This is a genomic window from Solimonas sp. SE-A11 (genome assembly GCF_030345715.1).
Taxonomy (GTDB): domain Bacteria; phylum Pseudomonadota; class Gammaproteobacteria; order Nevskiales; family Nevskiaceae; genus Solimonas_A.
Genome location: NZ_JAUASX010000006.1, coordinates 169603 through 188375 on the forward strand (window position 1 = coordinate 169603; position 18773 = coordinate 188375).

Sequence of the window (18773 nt, forward strand, 5' to 3'; positions counted from 1 at the left end):
GAACGGTGGGTTGGTCAATTCAACAGCCTCAGTCCGTCGAAGAGTGAAAGCCTCAGCCAGCAACGCACACATATATATGTGCGCGCAGCTACCTCAACGCCGCACTCAAGCGCCCCAACGCCTTGCGATACTCCTCCGGCTGGAAGCGATCACGATTCTTCACCGACTCATACAGCGCATCCGTCGGCCCCTTCAGCGCGCCGTTGCCGCCGCCACGCTCACCGATGGCCGCCGCCAGCACCTGCGCCGCCATCGCCGTCTGCTGCGCGTAGTAGAAGTCGCCGCCCTGTGCGTTCTCCGCATTCTGCGCCACGCGCTTGAGCACCTGGCGTAGTTGCCCCGCGTCCGCTGAACCCTGTCGCAGGCGGCCCCAGGCCTCGCGCCGCAGCCAGCCGCGCAACTCGCCGGCCTGCTCGCGCAGGCGCGAGGCATCGGTCTGGTACTGCTGGTAGAGCAGCGCGCGCTGCGCGCCCATCGCCTCGGCCACGCCAGGCGCCATCACGCCGGCCCAGGCCTGCACCAGCACCAGCGGCTGGTCCGCCAGCGGCACCTGGCCGGGCGCAAGACCCGGCGTGCGGTCGGCGCGCCAGCGGTTGCCGTTCATCGAGTGGTGGCAGGCATCGCAGTCGAATAGCGCCAGTTCGGGGAACAGCCCGTGGCCCAGCGCCCCGCTCTCCATGCGCGCCAGCCAGGCATCGGTCGCCGCTATCTGACCTTCCAGCCAGTTGCTGGCGGTGTCGGTCACCGGCTTGCGCTGGCGATAGTCGGCATCCACGTCCCAGTGCGGCGGCATCAGCGCCGTGAAGGTGTCCAGTTCGAACAGCAGCGGCGGATGGCCGGCCGCCATGATCTGGTGCGTCATCGGGTGCGAGTTGTCGCCCAGGTGGCAACCGCTGCACATCTCGGCGCGGACCTTCGGGTCCCAGGTCGCCGTCATGCCGTGGGCGATCCGCTCCTCAGAGCTCTTCAGTTCATTGACGTGCGCCGCGATCCAGCGCTCCGCCGGGCCATGGCAGGCCTCGCAGCCAATGCCGTCTTCCAACTGGAAGCGCGGACCGCGGGCTTCGGCGGGCGGGGCATGGGCGTGGCACACCAGGCAGGCCTGCGCCTCGTGCGGCGCGCCCAGGCCGAGCTGGCCGGCGATGCGGCGCGAGCGCTCGGTGAAGAGCGTCTTCCAGGCGGAGGCGTGGGCATCCTTGCGCTGCCAGACAAAATATTCGTCCTGGCGGATCTGCCGATCGGCGAAGGGACGGATGGAGCCGTGACAGGTACTGCCCGCGCAGTCGGCAACACCGAGGTTGCGATCGGGCGCCGGCGCGGCGCCCACGGGCACGAGCACCGACAACAGCAGTGCAAGACTGAGCGCAACAGAATAGTGGCGTCGCATGGATCGAGCTCCGATCGGCAGCTGGCTATGGGCCAATATAAACGCAGGCGATCCACCCCACTACTGCCTGCTCCCGCACTTTCCACGAATCCGCCGTATCCGACGTGCGGAGCGTCACATTCGTACAAACGATGTCGCCGAACTGCGCACTGCATCACTGGCGCCACTCGTTGGAATGCGCCTAAAGTAGGTTTCAGGCCGCCAGCCGAGCCAAAAAGAGCCAGGTATGGTCCAAGGGAGCGTCAAGATCGCGATTGTCGGGTCCGGCCCTGCCGGCCTTTCTGCTGCCGCGCGCGCCGCGGAGCTGGGCATTTCGCATGTGCTGCTGGAAGCCGAGAGCTGGCTTTCGAACACCATCTATCGATACCAGAAGGGCAAGCACGTCATGGCCGAGCCAGACGTGCTGCCGCTGCGTTCGCCACTGACCTTCACCGCCGGCAAGCGCGAGGCGATCCTCGAGGCTTGGAACAGCGGCACGGCGGCGTTGGGCGTCAACATCGCGCATCGTGCGCGGGTCAGCGCCATCAGCGGCCAAAAGGGTGCTTTCACGATCACGCTCGACGGCGGCAGCACGCTGCAGGCGGAGGCGGTGGTGCTGGGCATCGGCCTGCAGGGCAACCTGCGCAAGCTCGGCTGCCCCGGCGAGGATCTGGACTGGGTGCAGTACCAGCTCGACGATCCGGACGAATACAAGGGAGAGACCATCGTCATCGTCGGTGCCGGCGACGCGGCCATCGAGAACGCCATCGCCCTGGCCGATAACAACAAGGTCTACATCCTCAACCGCCGCGACGAGTTCGACCGCGCCAAGCCCGGCAACCTGTCGGGCATCCTCAAGGCGATCGAGGACGGCAAGCTCACCTGCCTCTACAACACCAAGCCGGTAGCGGCGGAGGACTCGCCCGCCGGCAAACGCCTGCGCGTGGCCACCAACGAGGGCGAGACCGAGCTGGCGGTGGACCGCGTGATCGCGCGCCTGGGCGCCACGCCGCCGCGTGCCTTCGTCGAGAGTACCGGCATCCAGTTTCCCAGCAAGGACCCCAACAGCGTGCCGGCGGTCTCGGCCCAGTACGAATCCAACGTGCCGGGCCTGTACATCATCGGCGCGCTGGCGGGTTTCCCGCTGATCAAGCAGGCGATGAACCAGGGCTACGAGGTCATCGAGTTCATCGAAGGTCGCACGGTGGAGCCGGCCGATACGCCGCTGCTGCGCGACAAGTTCGCGGTGCTGCCGGACATCACCGACATCGAGGAAGCGCTGGCCACCATGCAGCGCCGCGTGCCGATCCTCAAGCCGCTGACGCCGCTGCAGATGCGCGAGTTCATGATCGACTCCGATATCCGCGCGCCCGCGGACGGCGAGATCATCTTCCAGCTCAACGACTACACCGACACCTTCTACTCCGTGGTCTCCGGCACAGTGGAGATCGAGGTGGACCCGGCCGACCCGTCCAAGAAGTTCACGCTGGGCAAGGGCGACTTCTTCGGTGAGATGAGCCTGATCTCGGGCCGCCGCCGCTCGGCGACGGTGCGGGCCGGCGAGAAGTGCGTGCTGATCGAGACGCCGCGCCGCTCGATGAACAAGCTGATCAACTCGGTGGCCGCGGTCAAGCGCGTCATCGACGAGGTGTTCCTGCGCCGCATCATCCAGGGCAAGATCGCGCCGACGCTGCCGCCGGAGGAGATCGCCGACCTGGTCAGCAGCGCCGAGGTACGGCAGTACCGCCCCGGCGAGGTGCTGTTCAACGAAGGCGACGCTGGCGACGCGCTGCACCTGATCCGCAAGGGCTCGGTCACCGTGTCGCGCGAGATCGGCGGCAAGGACGTGGTGCTGGCCTACGTGCCGGCCGGCCAGTATGTGGGCGAGATGGCCCTGGTCAGCGACCTGCCGCGCTCGGCCACGGCGCGCGCCGCGGTGGCCACCGAAACCATCCGGCTCGACGGCGTCGCGTTCAAGGAACTGATGATGCGGCGCACCCAGGTGCGCGACCGCGTGCAGGAGGTCTACCGCTCGCGCGTGGCCCAGAACGCCGTGGCGCAGGCCCGCCCGATGGGCGACGTGCTCGAATTCATGATGTCGCAGGGCCTGGGCGAGGCCACCGACGTGCTGCTGATCGACGAGTCGCTGTGCGTGCGCTGCGACCAGTGCGAGAAGGCCTGCTCCGACACCCACGGCAACGTCAGCCGCCTCAAGCGCGAGGCCGGCCCCACCTTCGCCAACCTGCACGTGCCAACGTCCTGCCGCCACTGCGAGCACCCGCACTGCATGAAGGACTGCCCGCCGGACGCGATCAAGCGCGCCCCCAACGGCGAGGTCCACATCACCGACGCCTGCATCGGCTGCGGCAACTGCGAGCGCAACTGCCCCTACGGCGTGATCCAGATGGGCATCCAGAGCAAGACCAAGCCGAGCCTGTGGCGCTGGATGCTGTTCGGCGGCGAAGAGCCCGGCCGCTACCATCCGGTCAAGAAGGACAAGAGCGCCAAGAAGGCGACCAAGTGCGACATGTGCAAGGACCTTGACGGCGGTCCGGCCTGCGTGCGCGCCTGCCCCACCGGCGCCGCCATGCGTGCCAGCCCCGAGCAGTTCGTGAAGCTCTACCGGGGAGGCCGCTGATGGCCCAGACGCCGCACGGAAGCTTCCTGCGCCACCGGGGTTATCGCTACCTCAAGTTGGCCAGCCTGCTGTGCATCATCTGCATCCTGGTCTACTGGGGGCATGATCCCGCAGACGGCCCCAACGGCGGCAGCTGGCTGGGCTACACCCTGGGCACCATCGGCGCCACCCTGATCGTGTGGCTGGCCTGGCTGGGCGTGCGCAAGCGCCGCTACAGCTCCACCGCCGGCACGGTAAAGGGCTGGCTCTCGGCTCATGTCTACCTGGGCCTGGCGCTGATCACCATCGCCACGCTGCACACCGGCTTCCAGTTCGGCTGGAACATCCACACCATCGCCTACGTGCTGATGCTGATGGTGATCCTCAGCGGCATCTTCGGCATCGCCGTATATGCCCGCATGCCCACGCTGATCACCGAGAACATGGGCACCTCCGACCGCGAGACGCTGATCGACGAGATCCTGGACCTGAACCAGCAGGCCCTGAAGATGGCCGACCCGCTGGGGCCGGATGTACATCGCATCATCTCCCGCTCCACCGAGCGCATGCGCCTGGGCGGCGGGCTGTGGGCGCAGCTGTTCGGCCCCCTGCCTCCGGGCCGGCGCGCGATCGACGAGTTGCGCAAGATCGTGGCCGACGAAGAACGCGCTGCAAACGCCAAGACCTTCGACCCGCAGAGTTCCACCGTGATGTTCATGGCCGGTGAGCTCGCACAGGCCAAGAAGCGTGGCGAGGTTGCCGAGAAGTCGCGCCAGCTGATGGAGCTGATCGGCCGTCGCAACGCGCTGATCGTGCGCGTCAACCGCGACATTCAGCTGCACGCGCAGATGCAAATCTGGCTGTATTTCCACGTGCCCTTGACGGTGGCGCTGCTGGCGGCCCTGGCCGCGCACGTCATCTCCGTATTCCTCTACTGGTAGCGCGCCCATGCGTGTCCTGATACGGAGCTTCCAGCAGCAGGGCGACCAACGCATCGCCACGGAGCGCGGCCTGATCGGCGAACGCCTGACCATCGGCCGCGGCACCAACCAGGACGTCTACACGCCCGACCTGCGCGCGGCCCTGGCCCACGCCGAGATCGTGCACGACCGGCGCGGCCCGCTGCTGATCGCCAAGTCCGCCAACGGCGTCTGGGTCAACGGCGCACCGGTGGAAAGCGCCAAGCTGGAGGCCGGCGACATCATCGAGGTCGGCCGCTTCCGGCTCGAGGTCATCGCCGTGGGCGGCGTGCCCGAGCTGGTGCTGGGCTACGAGGAAAAGCTCAGCCAGGCCGCCGACCTGCAAGCCCGCCGGTCCTCGCTGAAGACCCGCCTGAGCCAGACGCGGCTGTCGCTGCGCGGCCTGGCCTGGGGGCTGATGCTGCTGATGCTGACCATCGGCCTGCTGCTGCCACTGGCACTGCGCTACGGCAGCAGCCCGGCCGGTGAAACGCCGCGTGACCGCTCACTGGCAAAGTCCGGCATCCCCTTCGACGATTCCATCTGGCTATCGGGCCCGGTCAGCAGCGTGCATCGCTACTTCGTGGAGGACTGCGCCGCCTGCCACGAAGCGCCCTTCCGCCAGGTGCGCGACAGCGCCTGCCTGGCCTGCCACAAGGACACCGCGCAGCACAGCGACAACACGGCGATGCTCAATCACCCCGCCCTCGCCGGCCAGCAGTGCACCGACTGCCACCGCGAGCACAACGGTACGCACGGCATCAGCGCGCAGTCGCCTACGCTATGCACGGACTGCCACGCCAATCCGGACAAGGAGTTTGCCGCCGCCAAGCTGCAGCCGGCCTCCAGCTTCAGCAAGGCACACCCGGAGTTCGCGCCGCGCATCGCCGCCTTCGACGCCAAGACCGGCAAGTTCAGCTTCACCAAGCAGCGCCAGCCGCCGGCGACGCTGCGCGAGGCCACCAACCTGATCTACCCGCACGACGTCCACCTGAACCCCAAGGGCATCGACTCGCCCGAGGGCAAGGTGGTGATGCAGTGCGCCGACTGCCACCAGGCGGATTCGCGCGGCGTCAGCTTCGAGCCGGTGAACATGGAGAAGCACTGCTCCAGCTGCCACCGCCTGGACTTCGACCCGGACGACCCCGACCGCAAGCTGCCGCATGGCCGGCCTGAGCAGATCCAGGGCGTGGTGCGCGACTACTACTACGCCAAGGCCCTGCAGGGCGGCGTCATGGACGGCTCGGCCCCGGCCGTGGTGCAGCAGCGCCGCCGCCCCGGCGAAACGCTGCCGCGCGACAGCGCCCGCGCGGCGCTGGACTGGGCCGACGCACGGGCACGCCGCACCATGGTCGACGTGTTCGAACGCCGCACCTGCCACTACTGCCATGAGGTGCAGCGCAGCGACGATCCGCTGAAGGCCTGGTCCATCGCACCGGTGAACCTGCAGGAGCACGCACTCAACGGCTCGCGCTTCGACCACGCCGCGCACAAGGCGCAGCCCTGCAGCGACTGCCATGGTGCGGACCAGTCCAAGACCAGCGCCGATGTGCTGCTGCCCGACCTCAAGAGCTGCCGCGAATGCCACGGCGACACCGGCAGTGACCGCCAGGTGCCGTCCGGCTGCACGCTGTGCCACGCCTTCCACATCGCCGACTCGCATCACTTCGGCAGCCCGGCCAGGGGCATCAAGCCGCAGGACGCCGTGCATGGGGCCGGCGCGGCCAAGCCGGCCAAGGTGCCTGCGCCCACCGCGAAGGAACTTCCGAAATGATCCATCGGGCCTTGCGCGCGCTTGCCGGCCTCGCCGCGCTGGCCCTCGCCGCCTGTGGCGGCGGCGCCAGCGGGCCTTCGGCGGGCAGCGTCGGCATCGGCGTGGGGCCCGTGCCCTGCTCCGGCCGTTGCCAGGACACGCCTACGCGCCTGACCGTCGCCGACGTGGAGCAGATCATCGCGCAGGGCGTGCAGGAGGCGCAGGCGCGCAGCTCACCCGCCACCATCGTGGTGATCGACCGCGTCGGCAACGTGCTGGCGGCCTACCAGATGGCCGGGGCACCCACGACCATCCGCATCACCTCCGGCACCGGCGCCAGCGGCGGCATCGACGGCGTGGAGATCGTGCCCTCGGAACTGGGCGCCATCGCCAAGGCCCTCACCGGCGCCTACTTCTCGTCGGAGGGCAATGCCTTCTCGACGCGCACCGCCAACCAGATCATCCAGGAGCACTTCAACCTGGAAGAGCGCTTCACCCCCGGCGGCCCGCTGTTCGGCGTGCAGATCAGCCAGTTGCCCTGCTCCGACATTTCGCGCCGCTACAACGGCGTGGGCGTGGACCCGGGCCCGCACCGCTCGCCGATCGGCTTCGCCGCCGACCCCGGCGGCCTGCCGCTGTACAAGAACGGCACCGTGGTCGGTGCCGTCGCCGTGATCGCCGACGGCATCTACGGCCTGGTGAAGGACGACGTCGGCACCGACCGCAATCTCGACGAGCTGATCGCCGTGGCCGCCACCTGGGGCTTCGGCGCACCGCGCGACCGCCGCGCCGACATCATCACGCTCGACGCCAAGACGCTGCGCTACGCCAACGTCGACTTCGGCGACCTCCTCCGCGATCCCGCCACCGCGCCGCCCTTCGCCGCCATTCCGCCGGGCGTGGGTAGCCTGCTCACCATCCGCGGCTATGCCGATCCGGTCATTCGCGCCGGCACCGCCTTCGGCCAGGCGGACTCGGGCATCCGCCCGGCCAGCCTCATCACCGAGCCGGAACTCGCCGCCGTGGACGGCTTCGTTCTGGTGGACGAGTTCAATGCGCGCCGCTTCCCGCCCATCAACGGTACCGACGGCCTGCTGACGCAGCAGGAGGTCAAGGATCTGCTGTCCACCTCCGTAGCGCTGGCCAACCGCACCCGCAGCCAGGTGCGCCGGCCCTTCGGCGCCAGCGCCGGCATCCATGTGGTCGTCGTCGACACCAACGGCGCCGTCGTCGGCGTGGCACGCACCCGCGATGCCCTGGTGGATGCCACCGACGTCACCGTGCAGAAGGCGCGCACCTCGATCCTGTTCTCCGCCGCCGGCTCCGGTACCGCGCTGCAGGCCCTGCCCGACGCCGAGTACCTGGCGCCGGGCCCTGCCGTGGCCAGCCTGCGCACCGAATCCATCGGCCAGTACGTCACCGCCTTCCGCACGTTCTTCAACCAGCCCACCGGCCTGGACGACGGCGCCTTCGCCTGGTCCACGCGCGCGGTCGGCAACATCTCGCGGCCGTTTTTCCCGGACGGAATCGACGGCAACCCGCCCGGCCCGCTGAGCAAGCCGGCCGGCGAGTGGAGCATCTTCTCCACCGGCCTGGAGCTGGACCTGGTCTACAACGCGGTGATCCGCCACATCGCCTTCGTGGTCGGCCTGGCGCCCACCGATGTCGGCATCGGCTGCACCGGCTACCAGGGCATCACCGCCGGTTTCGAGCCGGTGCAGAACCCTATCCCGAAGATCGCCAACGGCATCACGCTGTTCGCCGGCGGTTTCCCGATCTATCGCGGCGGCACCCTGATCGGCGCCATCGGCCTGTCCGGCGACGGCCTGGAGCAGGACGACTTCCTGCCCTTCCTCGCCAACGATGCGGTCGGCAAGCTGCCCGGCGGCTCCATCGGCAACGCGCCCAAGGCAATCCGCGCCGACCAGTTGCGCGTCGGCGACGTGAACCTGCGCTACCTCGTCTGTCCGTTCAAGCCCTTCCTCGACAGCAACGAGCAGAACGTCTGCACCGGCCTATGAGCATCCTGCCCTTCCGCAAGCTGGCCATCGCCGCGCTGCTGGGCAGCAGCCTCGCGGCACAGGCCGCCGCGGAGCCGTATCTCTATGGCCCGGTGCGCAGCGGCGAGCAGTTGGCGCGCATCGCCTGGGAACTGCGCCCGGACAAGACCCGCATCGGCACCTGGCAGATGACCGCCGCGCTGTACCGCGCCAACCCCAAGTCCTTCATCGAAGGCGACATGGAACGCCTGCGCCCCGGCGCCATGCTGACGGTACCCGCCGACGAGGACGTGCGCCGCATCGACCCCGAGCTGGCGCGGAAACTGGCCCGCGAGCCCGGCAATGCACGCGCGCTGCTCAACGCGCCGCAGGAAGCCCCGGTGCCGGCGACGACGCCCGCCGCCTCGACACCCGCTCCAGCGCCCACGCCCGAGCCCGTGGCAGTGGCTCCCGCCATGGCCTCCGGCCTCACGCTGCAGCAGGCGCCCGCCCCCGCAAGCGCACCCCCGCCCGTTCCGGCTCCCGGGACGGCCACCGCCAAGGTGGTGCCGGCCTGGGCGCCCGATCCCAGCCCCAAGACCACTCTCACGCTGCCCTCGCTCGGCACGGCCCCGGCGCCGATCGTGCCGCCCGAGCGCCGCCGCCCGGACGTGGACCCGCGCAGCATTCCACCCGAGCCCGAGGCGCTGCCGGACCCCAACCGCATGACGCGGCTGGCACCGGTGGCCATGCCCGAGCCCTGGAAGCAGTACGAGAAGATGCCGGTGCCGGACCGCTGGCGCATCCTCAACTCGCTGGGCCTGGTGCCGCAGCGCTGGTGGGACCCGTACAACCAGAACACCTGGAAGGGCGACAAGCCGCTCTGGGGCAACCAGCACTTCCTCTCGTTCAACGCCACGCTCGACAGCGTCTACGAATACCGCGAGCAGCCCACGCCCATCGGCGGCAACGGCACCGGCAACGGCGGCCTGCTCGACCTCTTCGGCCGGCCGCAGCAGTACACGCTGGCCAGCAACCTGATCCTGTCGGCCGCCTACATCAAGGGCGACACGGTCTACCGGCCGCCCGACGTCGAGCTGCGCTTCACGCCGGTGATCAACTACAACTACACCGCCGTGCAGGAAGCCGGCGCCATCAACATCAATCCCGCCAAGGGCCTGGACCGCCGCGACTCCTTCGTCGGCATCCAGGAGCTGTTCGCCGACTTCGACCTGCGCGCCGTCTCCGACCACTACGACTTCGACAGCATCCGCTTCGGCATCCAGCCCTTCTCCAGCGACTTCCGCGGCTTCCTGTTCCAGGACAACCAGCTGGCCATCCGCCTGTTCGGCACGCGCGCCAACAACCGCTACCAGTACAACCTGGCCTGGATCCGCCGCTTGGAGAAGGACACCAACAGCGGCCTCAACGACATCAGCGCGGCGCTGCGCGACGACGATATCTTCCTGTTCAGCCTCTACCGGCAGGACACGCCGGTGTTCGGCTTCACCTCGCAGGGCATCATCGCCTACAACCGCAACCGCGACAGCGGCCGCTTCTACGACAAGAACGGCTTCCTGCAACGCCCCGCTGTGATCGGCACCGAGACCACGCGCGAGTACGACGTGGTCTACCTCGGCTACAACGGCGACGGCCACTTCGGCCGTCTCAACCTGACCACCTCGGCCTATGCGGCGCTGGGTCGGCAGGACCGTGGCGTGTTCTTCGACAAGACGCGCGACATCCGCGGCTTCTTCGCCGCGGCCGAGGCGTCCTACGACATGGACTGGATGCGCCTGCGCCTCAGCGCCCTCTATGGCAGCGGCGACCGCGACCCCTACGACGACACCGCCACCGGCTATGACGCGATCTTCGAGAACCCGATCTTCGCCGGCGCCGACAGCAGCTTCTGGATTCGCCGCCCGGTGCCGCTGATCGGCGGCGGCGGCGTGGCGCTGTCGCAGTTCAACGGCGTGCTCGCCAACCTGCGCCCCAGCAAGGAATTCGGCCAGTCCAACTTCGAGAACCCCGGCATCATCCTGGTGGGTGCCGGTGCCGACTTCGACATCACGCCGCAGCTGCGCATCTTCGGCAACGCCAACTACCTGCGCTTCGACGACACTGCGATCCTGGAGCTGATGCGCAGCCAGGGCGGCATCGGCCGCGAGATCGGCTGGGACCTGTCGGTGTCGGCCACCTGGCGCCCCTTCTTCACCCAGAACATCATCCTGCGCCTGTCCGGTGCCGTGCTGCTGCCCGGCGAAGGCTTCCGTGCGCTCTACCCCGACGAGGACGGCTACTCCGTGCTCGCCAACCTGATCTTCTCCTACTGACATGCGCCTGCTCGCCGCCCTGCTGCTGATCGCACTGGCCGGACCGGCCCCGGCCGCCGGTGGTGAGAAGCCGGTGGAGCGCAGCTACGTCATCGCCGACTTCGCACCGCGCTTCCAGCGCCAGGACCAGGCCGAGGCCAAGTCGGCCGGCTGCCAGTCCTGCCACACCGCCAGCGACCAGCACACCATGCACGCCAATCCGGCCGTGGTGCTGGGCTGCACCGATTGCCACGGCGGCAACGCCCAGGTCTTCGTCAAACCCGGCCTGGAGCGCAAGGACGCCGCCTACATCGACACTCTGGCGCAGGCGCACGTGCTGCCGCTGTACCCCAAGGCCTGGAACTGGCCCTCCAGCCGCAACCCCGAGCACAGCTTCGCCCTGCTGAACAAGGAAGCGCCGGAGTTCACCCGCTTCGTCAATCCCGGTGACTACCGCGTGGCGCGCGAAGCCTGCGGCGCCTGCCACCTGCCGATCATCGAGGCCGCCGAGCGCAGCCTGATGTCCACCGGCGCCATGCTCTGGGGTGGCGCCGCGTACAACAACGGCATCCTGCCGTTCAAGCGCTACGTCACCGGCGAGTCCTACACCCGCGAGGGCATCCAGGCGCGCCTCGACGCGCCGGTGAAGCCGGACGAGAACATGCAGAAGAAGGGCGCGCTGGAAGCGCTCTACCCGCTGCCGGCCTGGGAGGTAGTCCCTCCAGCCGACGTGTTCCGCGTGTTCGAGCGCGGCGGCCGCAACATCTTCAGCCTGTTCCCGGAGACCGCCAACCCCAACACCGGCGGCAACATCCAGCGCCTGGAAGAACCGGGCCGTCCGGACATCAAGCAGTCCAACCGCGGCCCCGGCACCGGCCTGCGCATCGCCGTGCCCGTGCTGAACATGCACAAGACGCGCCTCAACGATCCCTTCTCCTGGTTTCTGGGCACCAACGACCAGCCAGGCGACTACCGCTCCTCCGGCTGCTCCGGCTGCCACGTGGTCTACGCCAACGACCGCGATCCGCGGCACTCCGCCGGCTATGCCTCTGCAGGCCACACCGGCAAGACGCAAACCAAGGACCCCACCATCCCCAAGGACGAGGAAGGCCACCCGCTCAAGCACGTCTTCACCCGGGCCATCCCCACCAGCCAATGCATGATCTGCCACATGCACCAGCCGAACATCTTCCTCAACTCGATGCTCGGCTACACCATGTGGGACTACGAGACCGGCGCCAGCCACATGTGGCCCAAGGAGCAGAAGTACCCGGACAGCGCCGAGATCCACAAGATCAACATGCGCAACCCCGAGGAAGCGGCCATCCGCGGCAACTGGGGCAAGCGCGAGTTCCTCGACAAGGTCTCCGAGCTGAACCCGGACATCAAGGACACGCAGTTCGCCGACTACCACGGCCACGGCTGGAACTTCCGCGCCATCCACAAGCGCGACCGCAAGGGCAACCTGCTGGACAAGGACGGCAACATCGTCGCCGACGACGACCCCAAGAAGTTCAGCAAGACCGTGCAGATGTCCTCCATCCACGTCGACGTGGGCATGCACTGCGTGGACTGTCACTTCTCGCAGGACTCGCACGGCAACGGCCACATCTACGGCGAGGTGGCGCAGGCCGTGGAGATCGACTGCCAGGACTGCCACGGCACCGCCGACCGCTATCCCACGTTGAAGACCTCCGGCCCCGCCGCCCCGCCGGGCGGCAGCGACATGGCCCGCCTGCGCGTGCAGGACGGCCGCAAACGCTTCGAGTGGCGCGGCAACAAGCTCTACCAGCGCTCCGCGCTGGACCCAAAGAAGGAATGGGAGGTCTCGCTGGTCAAGGACTCGGTCACGCCCGGCAACTCGCATTACAACGAGAAGGCCGCGCGCGCCAAGCTGATGTCCAAGGACACCATCAACCAGCTCTTCGGCACCGACGTGGCGCCCGAGAACCGCGCCCACAAGGACGACGAGGTGATGTGCATCACCTGCCACACCTCCTGGACCACCTCCTGCTTCGGCTGCCACCTGCCGATCCAGGCCAACTGGAAGACGCCACGCAACCACTTCGAGGGCGGCGACAGCCGCAACTACGCCACCTACAACCCCCAGGTGGCGCGCGACGACTTCTACATGATCGGCAAGCACGGCGAGGCCAAGGGCAACCGCATCGCGCCCGTCCGCTCCACCTCGGCGCTGGTGCTGTCCTCAACCAATTCCAACCGCGAACGCATCTATATTCAGCAGGCGCCGGTATCGGCCAGCGGCTTCTCCTCGCAGGCCTTCGCGCCGCACTACCCGCACACCGAGCGCAAGACCGAGACCAAGACCTGCGAGGATTGCCACCTCTCCAAGAACGGCGACAACAATGCCTGGATGACCTCCCTGGTCGGCCTGGGCACCAACTTCGTCAGCTTCGTCGGCTTCAACGCCTGGCTCGGCCTGGACGGCGCCGTGGAGGCCGTGCAGGTCACCGAGTGGGACGAGCCGCAGGCCGTGATCGGCTCCTACCTGCACCGCTACGCCTACCCCGGCTGGTACAAGGCCCACGAAGCGCGCGGCCGCAAGCTGCCTGAATCGCACGACCACTCCGCCCGCGGCCCGGTGCAGTGCCTGCAGCTGCGCGGCGAATACCTCTATGCCGCGGAAGGCCGCGGCGGCATGCGCGCCTACGACGTCGCCAGCATCGCCAACAAGGGCTTCTCGCAGCGCATCATCACCGCACCGTTCTCGTTCCTGGGCCAGGACCTGCACATCGGCTCCAAGAACGCCAGCTGCGTGGCCCTGCCCACCAACCAGCCGATCAACCCGCTGCGCAACCAGGGCGACCTGATGCGCATCGTCAACCAGGAACAGCCCTTCCACCCGATCTACCACTACGCCGTCATCAGCGACGCGGAAGAGGGCCTGATCCTGGTCAACGTCGATACCCTGCAGGATGGCGAACCGCGCAACAACTACCTCAAGCGCGCCCTCACCTGGAACGGCGGCGGCGCCCTCAAGGGTGCGCGCCACGTGGTGCTCGCCGGCCACCGCGCCTACGTCTCGGCGGATGCCGGCATCGTGGTGGTGAACCTCAACGACCCGATGAAGCCACAGATCGAGGCCACCATCCCGCTGCAGGACGTCCGCAGCGTCGCCGTACAGTTCCGCTACCTCTTCGCCGTCACCGGTGCCGGCCTGCAGACCATCGACATCACCAAGCCCGCGCAGCCACGCGTGGTCGCCGGCGCCCTGGTGCCGCTGGCCGACGCCCACCGCGTCCACCTGGCGCGCACCTACGCTTATGTCGCCGCCGGCAAGGACGGCATCGCCATCGTCGATATCGAGAAGCCCGAGGCCCCCGCGCTGCTGCAGCGCTACGACGCCGACGGCCGCATCCAGGACGCACGCGACATCACCGTGGGCAGCACCAACGCCTCGCTGTTCGCCTACGTCGCCGATGCCGCCAGCGGCCTGCACGTGATCCAGCTCACCGCACCCGACACCCAGCCCAAGTTCTACGGCTTCTCGCCGGAGCCGCGCCCGGTCTGGATCGCCCATCGCCAGACCGTGAAGCCGGCTCTAGCGTTGAGCAAGGGCCTGGAACGCGACCGCGCCGTGGACGAAACCGGCCACCAGATCGCCGTCTTCGGCCGCATCGGGTCACGCCCTTTCAACGTCGAGGAGATGCAGCGCCTCTACCTCGACAAGAACGGCGAGCCCTGGTTCGTCAGCAACCAGCTCAAGGCCGTGCCGCCGAAGAAGGCCGCGCCCGCCACAGAAAAGAAGAACCCGGCCAGCCAGAAGAACGAGAAGCGGCGCCCCTGAGCCCAACCGTGGGGCGGGAGCATCCCGCCTTGCGGAATCCTGAAGAGAACACGCAGGGTGGGATGCTCCCGCCCTGCGCTCCTCCCGCACTCAGGTGAGGTCACCCACGGCAAGTCCCGTCACTCTCGGCAAAGTTTCCACGCCGGAGCCCACCATGACCCCGCAAGCCCTCGCCGACCGCCAGCACATCCAGGACCTGCTGGTGCGCTACTGCCACGCGCTGGACGAACGCGACTGGCCCACGTTCCACGCGCTGTTCACCGCCGGCGCCGTTCTCGACTTTCGCGCCTTCGGCGGCCCCTGCTGCGGCGTGGCGGACATGCAGGCCTATCTCGCCGGCGTGCTCGCCTCCATGCGCGGCTGCCAGCACACCATCTCCACGTCCCGGGTCGACCTCGCCGGCGACGAAGCCCGCGTTCGCACTGCCGCCCAGGTGATGATGGTCAGCGCCGGCCCGCAGGGGCAGGACCATGTGCTCTTTGCCGGCCTCTGGTATCGCGACCACCTCGTCCGCGGCCCGGACGGCTGGCGCATCCGGGAGCGGATCCAGGAATACGCCTGGACCCACAACCTCCCGACCCCCGCCTGACCCCGAAAATCCCCTTGGGCGGGAGCATCCCGCCTTCTGGAAGGCCGCCAGCGGCCCCGGCATCAGGCTCTCTCTCCCAGGCTCGGATCTGTACAATAAATCATTATTTTTCAATTACTTGTAAAGTAATTGTGTCCGGACTGGGTAGGATTTACTACATAAGTCCAAACACTGGACACGTGTTGAATACCGCGCGGTTTGTAGTTAACCTGCCGCCCATGACGCTGAGCCAGCAACGCCGCCAGGAAGAGAAGGAACGCCGCCGCGAGGAAATCATCGACGCGGCGGAGCGGGTGATTGCGGCCAAGGGTTTCGAGTTGGCCAAGATGGAGGAGATCGCCCGCGACGCCCGCGTGTCGCGCGCCCTGGTCTACACCTACTTCAAGGACAAGACCGATCTCTATTTCGCCATCTGCGAGCGCGTGCTGAGCCTGCTGCGCGAGCGCTTCGAGGCCGCCGCGGCCACGCAGGCGCGCGGCATCGACCAGGTCATGGCCATCGGCCGCTCCTACATCGAGTTTGCCGCGGAATCGCCGTTCCGCTTCGCCGCACTAGCCCGCTTCGAAGGGCATCCGCTGGCCGCCACTGCGCCGGGCTCCACCGAGCACGATGTGCTCTGCGTGGGACGCAGCGTCCATGAGGTCACGGTCAAGAGCCTGCTCGCCGGCATGGCCGACGGCTCGATCCGCAAGGACATCGGGGACCCGATGCTCGCCGCGATCACGCTCTGGGGCCTGACCCATGGCGTGATCCAGCTGGCGCAAACCAAAGCCTCGCTGATCACCGATGAAGGGTTCGGCCTTGATCAGTTCCTGCAATACAGCATGGAGTTCGGGTTGCGCTCGCTGCGCACCTGAGCCCATCACTTTTTTGGAAGGGGGAGAACGACATGCGTAACGCGATTCCGCGCCTGTCCACCGCCGCGGGCGGGGCACTGCTGGTGCTGGGCACCGCACAGGCCGCGCCGGCGCCGCAGCTGTCGATGTCGCTGGGCCTGAGTAGCACCGCTACCGTCACCGCCGCCGCGGTGCAGGACGACCCGCTGGTGGGCTTCATCGCCGAGGCGCTGGCCAACAACGCCAGCCTGGGCGCACAGAACCAGTCCGTGAACGCGCGCTTCGAGGCGCTGCGAGAAGCACGCGCCCAGCGCCTGCCGCAGCTCGACCTGAAGGCGCGCTACACCGTAGCCGACGGCGGCCGCACCATCGACTTCCCCGCTGGCGACCTGCTCAACCCGGTCTACACCACGCTCAACCAGCTCACCGGCACGCAGAACTTCCCGCAGATCCAGAACCAGAGCATCGACCTGCTGCGTGAGAAGGAGCAGGACACGCGTCTGTCGCTGACCGCGCCGCTGTTCGCACCGGCACTGGACAACGCCATCGACGCGCGCCAGTCGCTGTACCAGTCCGAGACCGCCGCGCGCGAAGCACTGGCCCGCACCCTGGTGCGCGACGTCAAGCAGGCGGCCTATGCCCTGGCGCAGGCACGCGCCGGCATCATGATCCTGGAATCCAGCGAGCGCACCCTGTCGGAGAACGTGCGCGTCGCGCAGTCCCTGCTCGACGCCGGCAAGGCCACCCGCGACCGCCGCCTGCGTGCCGACGCCGAGCGCCTGGCCGTGGTGCAGCGCCTGGACCTGGCGCGGGCGCAGGCCCAGCAGGCGCAGCGCTACCTCAACTTCCTGCGCGGCCAGCCGCTGGATACGCCGGTCGAACTGCCGCCGGCCGAGGGCCGCATCGCCGATGCAGCCGCCGCCACGCGCAGCCGCCCCGAGCTGCGCCAGATCGAGCACGCCGTCGACGCCGCCGAGGCCAAGCGCCGCGCCGCGCGCGCCGGCCGCTGGCCGACGCTGGCCCTGGGCGCCGACTACGGCATCGAGGGCGAGCGCTACAACTTCGACCGCGACCATGACTTCTCGCTGGCCTCGCTGGTGCTGAACTGGTCGGTGTTCGACTTCGGCCTGCGCCGCGCGCAGCAGGCGCAGGCCGCCGCCGAGACCGCCAGCCTCAAGGCGCAACGCGAAGACCTGCGCCAGAAGCTGGCCATGGCCGAGCAGGCCGCGCGCGAGGACCTCGCCGTGGCGCTGCGCGCCGTCGACAGCGCCAGCGCACGCCAGGACGCCGCCGACGAGAGCTTCCGCATCTCCTCGCGCAAGCGCGACGCCGGCCAGCTTTCGCAGGTGGAGTTCTTCGACGCCGAGCGCGCACAGACCGACGCCCGCCTCAACCTCGTCATTGCCCGCCAGGCCGCGCTGTCGCGGGCCGCGGAACTCGAATACGCCACGGCCGCCTACCCGCTGCCGGCCCAACACCTTGCGGAGTGAGCCATGCGCCCCGTCCTGATCCTGCTGCCCGCCCTGTTCCTCGCCGCCTGCGGCTCCGGCGAGCCCGCCGCCGTGCCGGAGGCACCGCCGCGCAACGTCCACATCGCCCTGCCGGAGAGCGGCCCGGCGACGCCGCCGGTAGAGAGCAACGGCGTGGTCGCCTACCGCGACGAGACGCGCCTGTCCTTCATGGTGCCCGGCATCATCCGCGAACTCGGCGTGCGTGAGGGCGACACCGTCAAGGCCGGCCAGCCCCTCGCCACGCTGGAACTGACCCAGGTCGACGCCGGCTCTACCCAGGCACGCGAAGGCTGGCTCAAGGCCAAGCGTGACCTCGAGCGCGGCGAGAAACTGTTCCGTGACGACGTGCTGACCCGCGAGCAGCTCGACGACCTGACCACCGCCGAGCGCGTGGCCCGCGCCGGCCTGTCCAGCGCCGACTTCGCCCGCAACAACGCCCGCATCGTCGCGCCCACCGGCGGCACCGTGCTGCGCCGCCTCGCCGAATCGCGCGAGATGGTGGCCGCCGGCCAGCCGGTGCTGACCCTGGGCGACACCGGCAGCGGCATGGTGCTGCGCCTGGGCCTGGCCGACCGCGAAGTGGTGCGCCTGAAGAGCGGCGACAGCGCGGTGCTGCGCTTCGACGCCTTCCCCGGCAAGGAATTCGCCGGCAAGGTGCAGGAAGTCAGCCGCGCCGCCGACCCGCGCATGGGTACCTACCGCGTGGACATCGCCTTCGACCCCGGCCAGACGCCCTTCGTCAGCGGCCTGATCGGCCGCGCCGAGATCCGCAGCAGCGCCGACGGTGAAACCCTGCAGTACATCCCGCTCGCCGCCCTGGTGGAGGGCGACCAGCGCAACATGCTGGTCTACCTGTTGCCCAAGGGCGGCAACCAGGTGAAGGCGCACCGCGTACCGGTGGCCTTCATCGCCGGCGACCGCGCCGCGCTGGCGCAGCCGCTGCCGGCCGGCCGGGCCGTGGTCACCGAGGGCGCCGTGTACCTGCGCGACGGCGACAAGGTCCTGGTGACCGCGGAAGCTGCCGCCAAGCCCTGAGGAGCCAC

At 68.7% G+C, this 18773-nt stretch carries 11 protein-coding genes; 10 read left to right on the top strand and 1 reads right to left on the bottom strand.

From position 1 onward, the window contains the following. Nucleotides 1–88: 88 nt before the first annotated feature. A complete protein-coding gene (locus QT386_RS09325; protein WP_289273478.1) occupies nt 89–1387 on the bottom strand; it encodes a multiheme c-type cytochrome in 1299 nt (432 codons plus the stop codon). Between the two features lie 226 nt (nt 1388–1613). On the opposite strand from QT386_RS09325, the gene QT386_RS09330 reads away from it, so the two are divergent. The 10 genes from QT386_RS09330 to QT386_RS09375 all read left to right on the top strand — a co-directional run bounded on the left by QT386_RS09330 (nt 1614) and on the right by QT386_RS09375 (nt 18765). Continuing rightward, nucleotides 1614–4004 (top strand): cyclic nucleotide-binding domain-containing protein, encoded by a 2391-nt coding sequence (locus tag QT386_RS09330; RefSeq protein WP_289273479.1) that lies wholly within the window; start codon nt 1614–1616, stop codon nt 4002–4004. Further along, a complete protein-coding gene (locus tag QT386_RS09335) occupies nt 4004–4924 on the top strand; it encodes a hypothetical protein (RefSeq protein ID WP_289273480.1) in 921 nt (306 codons plus the stop codon). The genes QT386_RS09330 and QT386_RS09335 overlap by 1 nt, the downstream gene beginning before the upstream one ends. A gap of 7 nt (nt 4925–4931) precedes the next feature. Further along, the gene (locus tag QT386_RS09340; RefSeq protein WP_289273481.1) at nt 4932–6716 is read left to right on the top strand and encodes a cytochrome c3 family protein; all 1785 of its coding nucleotides are present in this window, start codon (nt 4932–4934) and stop codon (nt 6714–6716) included. Next, complete coding sequence (locus QT386_RS09345; RefSeq protein ID WP_289273482.1) at nt 6713–8716, top strand: heme-binding protein; 2004 nt, start codon at nt 6713–6715, stop codon at nt 8714–8716. Before QT386_RS09340 ends, QT386_RS09345 begins: the two co-directional genes overlap by 4 nt. Continuing rightward, complete coding sequence (locus tag QT386_RS09350; protein WP_289273483.1) at nt 8713–11007, top strand: FimV family protein; 2295 nt, start codon at nt 8713–8715, stop codon at nt 11005–11007. Before QT386_RS09345 ends, QT386_RS09350 begins: the two co-directional genes overlap by 4 nt. A 1-nt stretch (nt 11008) precedes the next feature. After that, on the top strand, nt 11009–14794 hold the full coding sequence (locus tag QT386_RS09355; protein ID WP_289273484.1) for a hypothetical protein: 3786 nt from the start codon (nt 11009–11011) through the stop codon (nt 14792–14794). Between the two features lie 154 nt (nt 14795–14948). Further along, nucleotides 14949–15383, top strand: coding sequence for a nuclear transport factor 2 family protein (locus QT386_RS09360; RefSeq protein WP_289273485.1), 435 nt, complete (start codon nt 14949–14951; stop codon nt 15381–15383). 218 nt (nt 15384–15601) lie between these two features. Next, nucleotides 15602–16240 carry a TetR/AcrR family transcriptional regulator gene (locus tag QT386_RS09365; RefSeq protein ID WP_289273486.1) on the top strand — a complete coding sequence of 213 codons (639 nt, stop codon included), beginning with the start codon at nt 15602–15604 and terminating at the stop codon, nt 16238–16240. 32 nt (nt 16241–16272) lie between these two features. Next, nucleotides 16273–17709, top strand: coding sequence for a TolC family protein (locus QT386_RS09370; protein ID WP_289273487.1), 1437 nt, complete (start codon nt 16273–16275; stop codon nt 17707–17709). A 3-nt stretch (nt 17710–17712) separates the two neighbouring features. Then, the gene (locus QT386_RS09375) at nt 17713–18765 is read left to right on the top strand and encodes an efflux RND transporter periplasmic adaptor subunit (protein WP_289273488.1); all 1053 of its coding nucleotides are present in this window, start codon (nt 17713–17715) and stop codon (nt 18763–18765) included. Nucleotides 18766–18773 lie beyond the last annotated feature (8 nt).

Coding starts and splice junctions, on each gene's coding strand:
- QT386_RS09325 (WP_289273478.1), bottom strand. CDS start 1,387: ATGCGACGCCACTATTCTGTTGCGCTCAGTCTTGCACTGCTGTTGTCG.
- QT386_RS09330 (WP_289273479.1), top strand. CDS start 1,614: ATGGTCCAAGGGAGCGTCAAGATCGCGATTGTCGGGTCCGGCCCTGCC.
- QT386_RS09335 (WP_289273480.1), top strand. CDS start 4,004: ATGGCCCAGACGCCGCACGGAAGCTTCCTGCGCCACCGGGGTTATCGC.
- QT386_RS09340 (WP_289273481.1), top strand. CDS start 4,932: ATGCGTGTCCTGATACGGAGCTTCCAGCAGCAGGGCGACCAACGCATC.
- QT386_RS09345 (WP_289273482.1), top strand. CDS start 6,713: ATGATCCATCGGGCCTTGCGCGCGCTTGCCGGCCTCGCCGCGCTGGCC.
- QT386_RS09350 (WP_289273483.1), top strand. CDS start 8,713: ATGAGCATCCTGCCCTTCCGCAAGCTGGCCATCGCCGCGCTGCTGGGC.
- QT386_RS09355 (WP_289273484.1), top strand. CDS start 11,009: ATGCGCCTGCTCGCCGCCCTGCTGCTGATCGCACTGGCCGGACCGGCC.
- QT386_RS09360 (WP_289273485.1), top strand. CDS start 14,949: ATGACCCCGCAAGCCCTCGCCGACCGCCAGCACATCCAGGACCTGCTG.
- QT386_RS09365 (WP_289273486.1), top strand. CDS start 15,602: ATGACGCTGAGCCAGCAACGCCGCCAGGAAGAGAAGGAACGCCGCCGC.
- QT386_RS09370 (WP_289273487.1), top strand. CDS start 16,273: ATGCGTAACGCGATTCCGCGCCTGTCCACCGCCGCGGGCGGGGCACTG.
- QT386_RS09375 (WP_289273488.1), top strand. CDS start 17,713: ATGCGCCCCGTCCTGATCCTGCTGCCCGCCCTGTTCCTCGCCGCCTGC.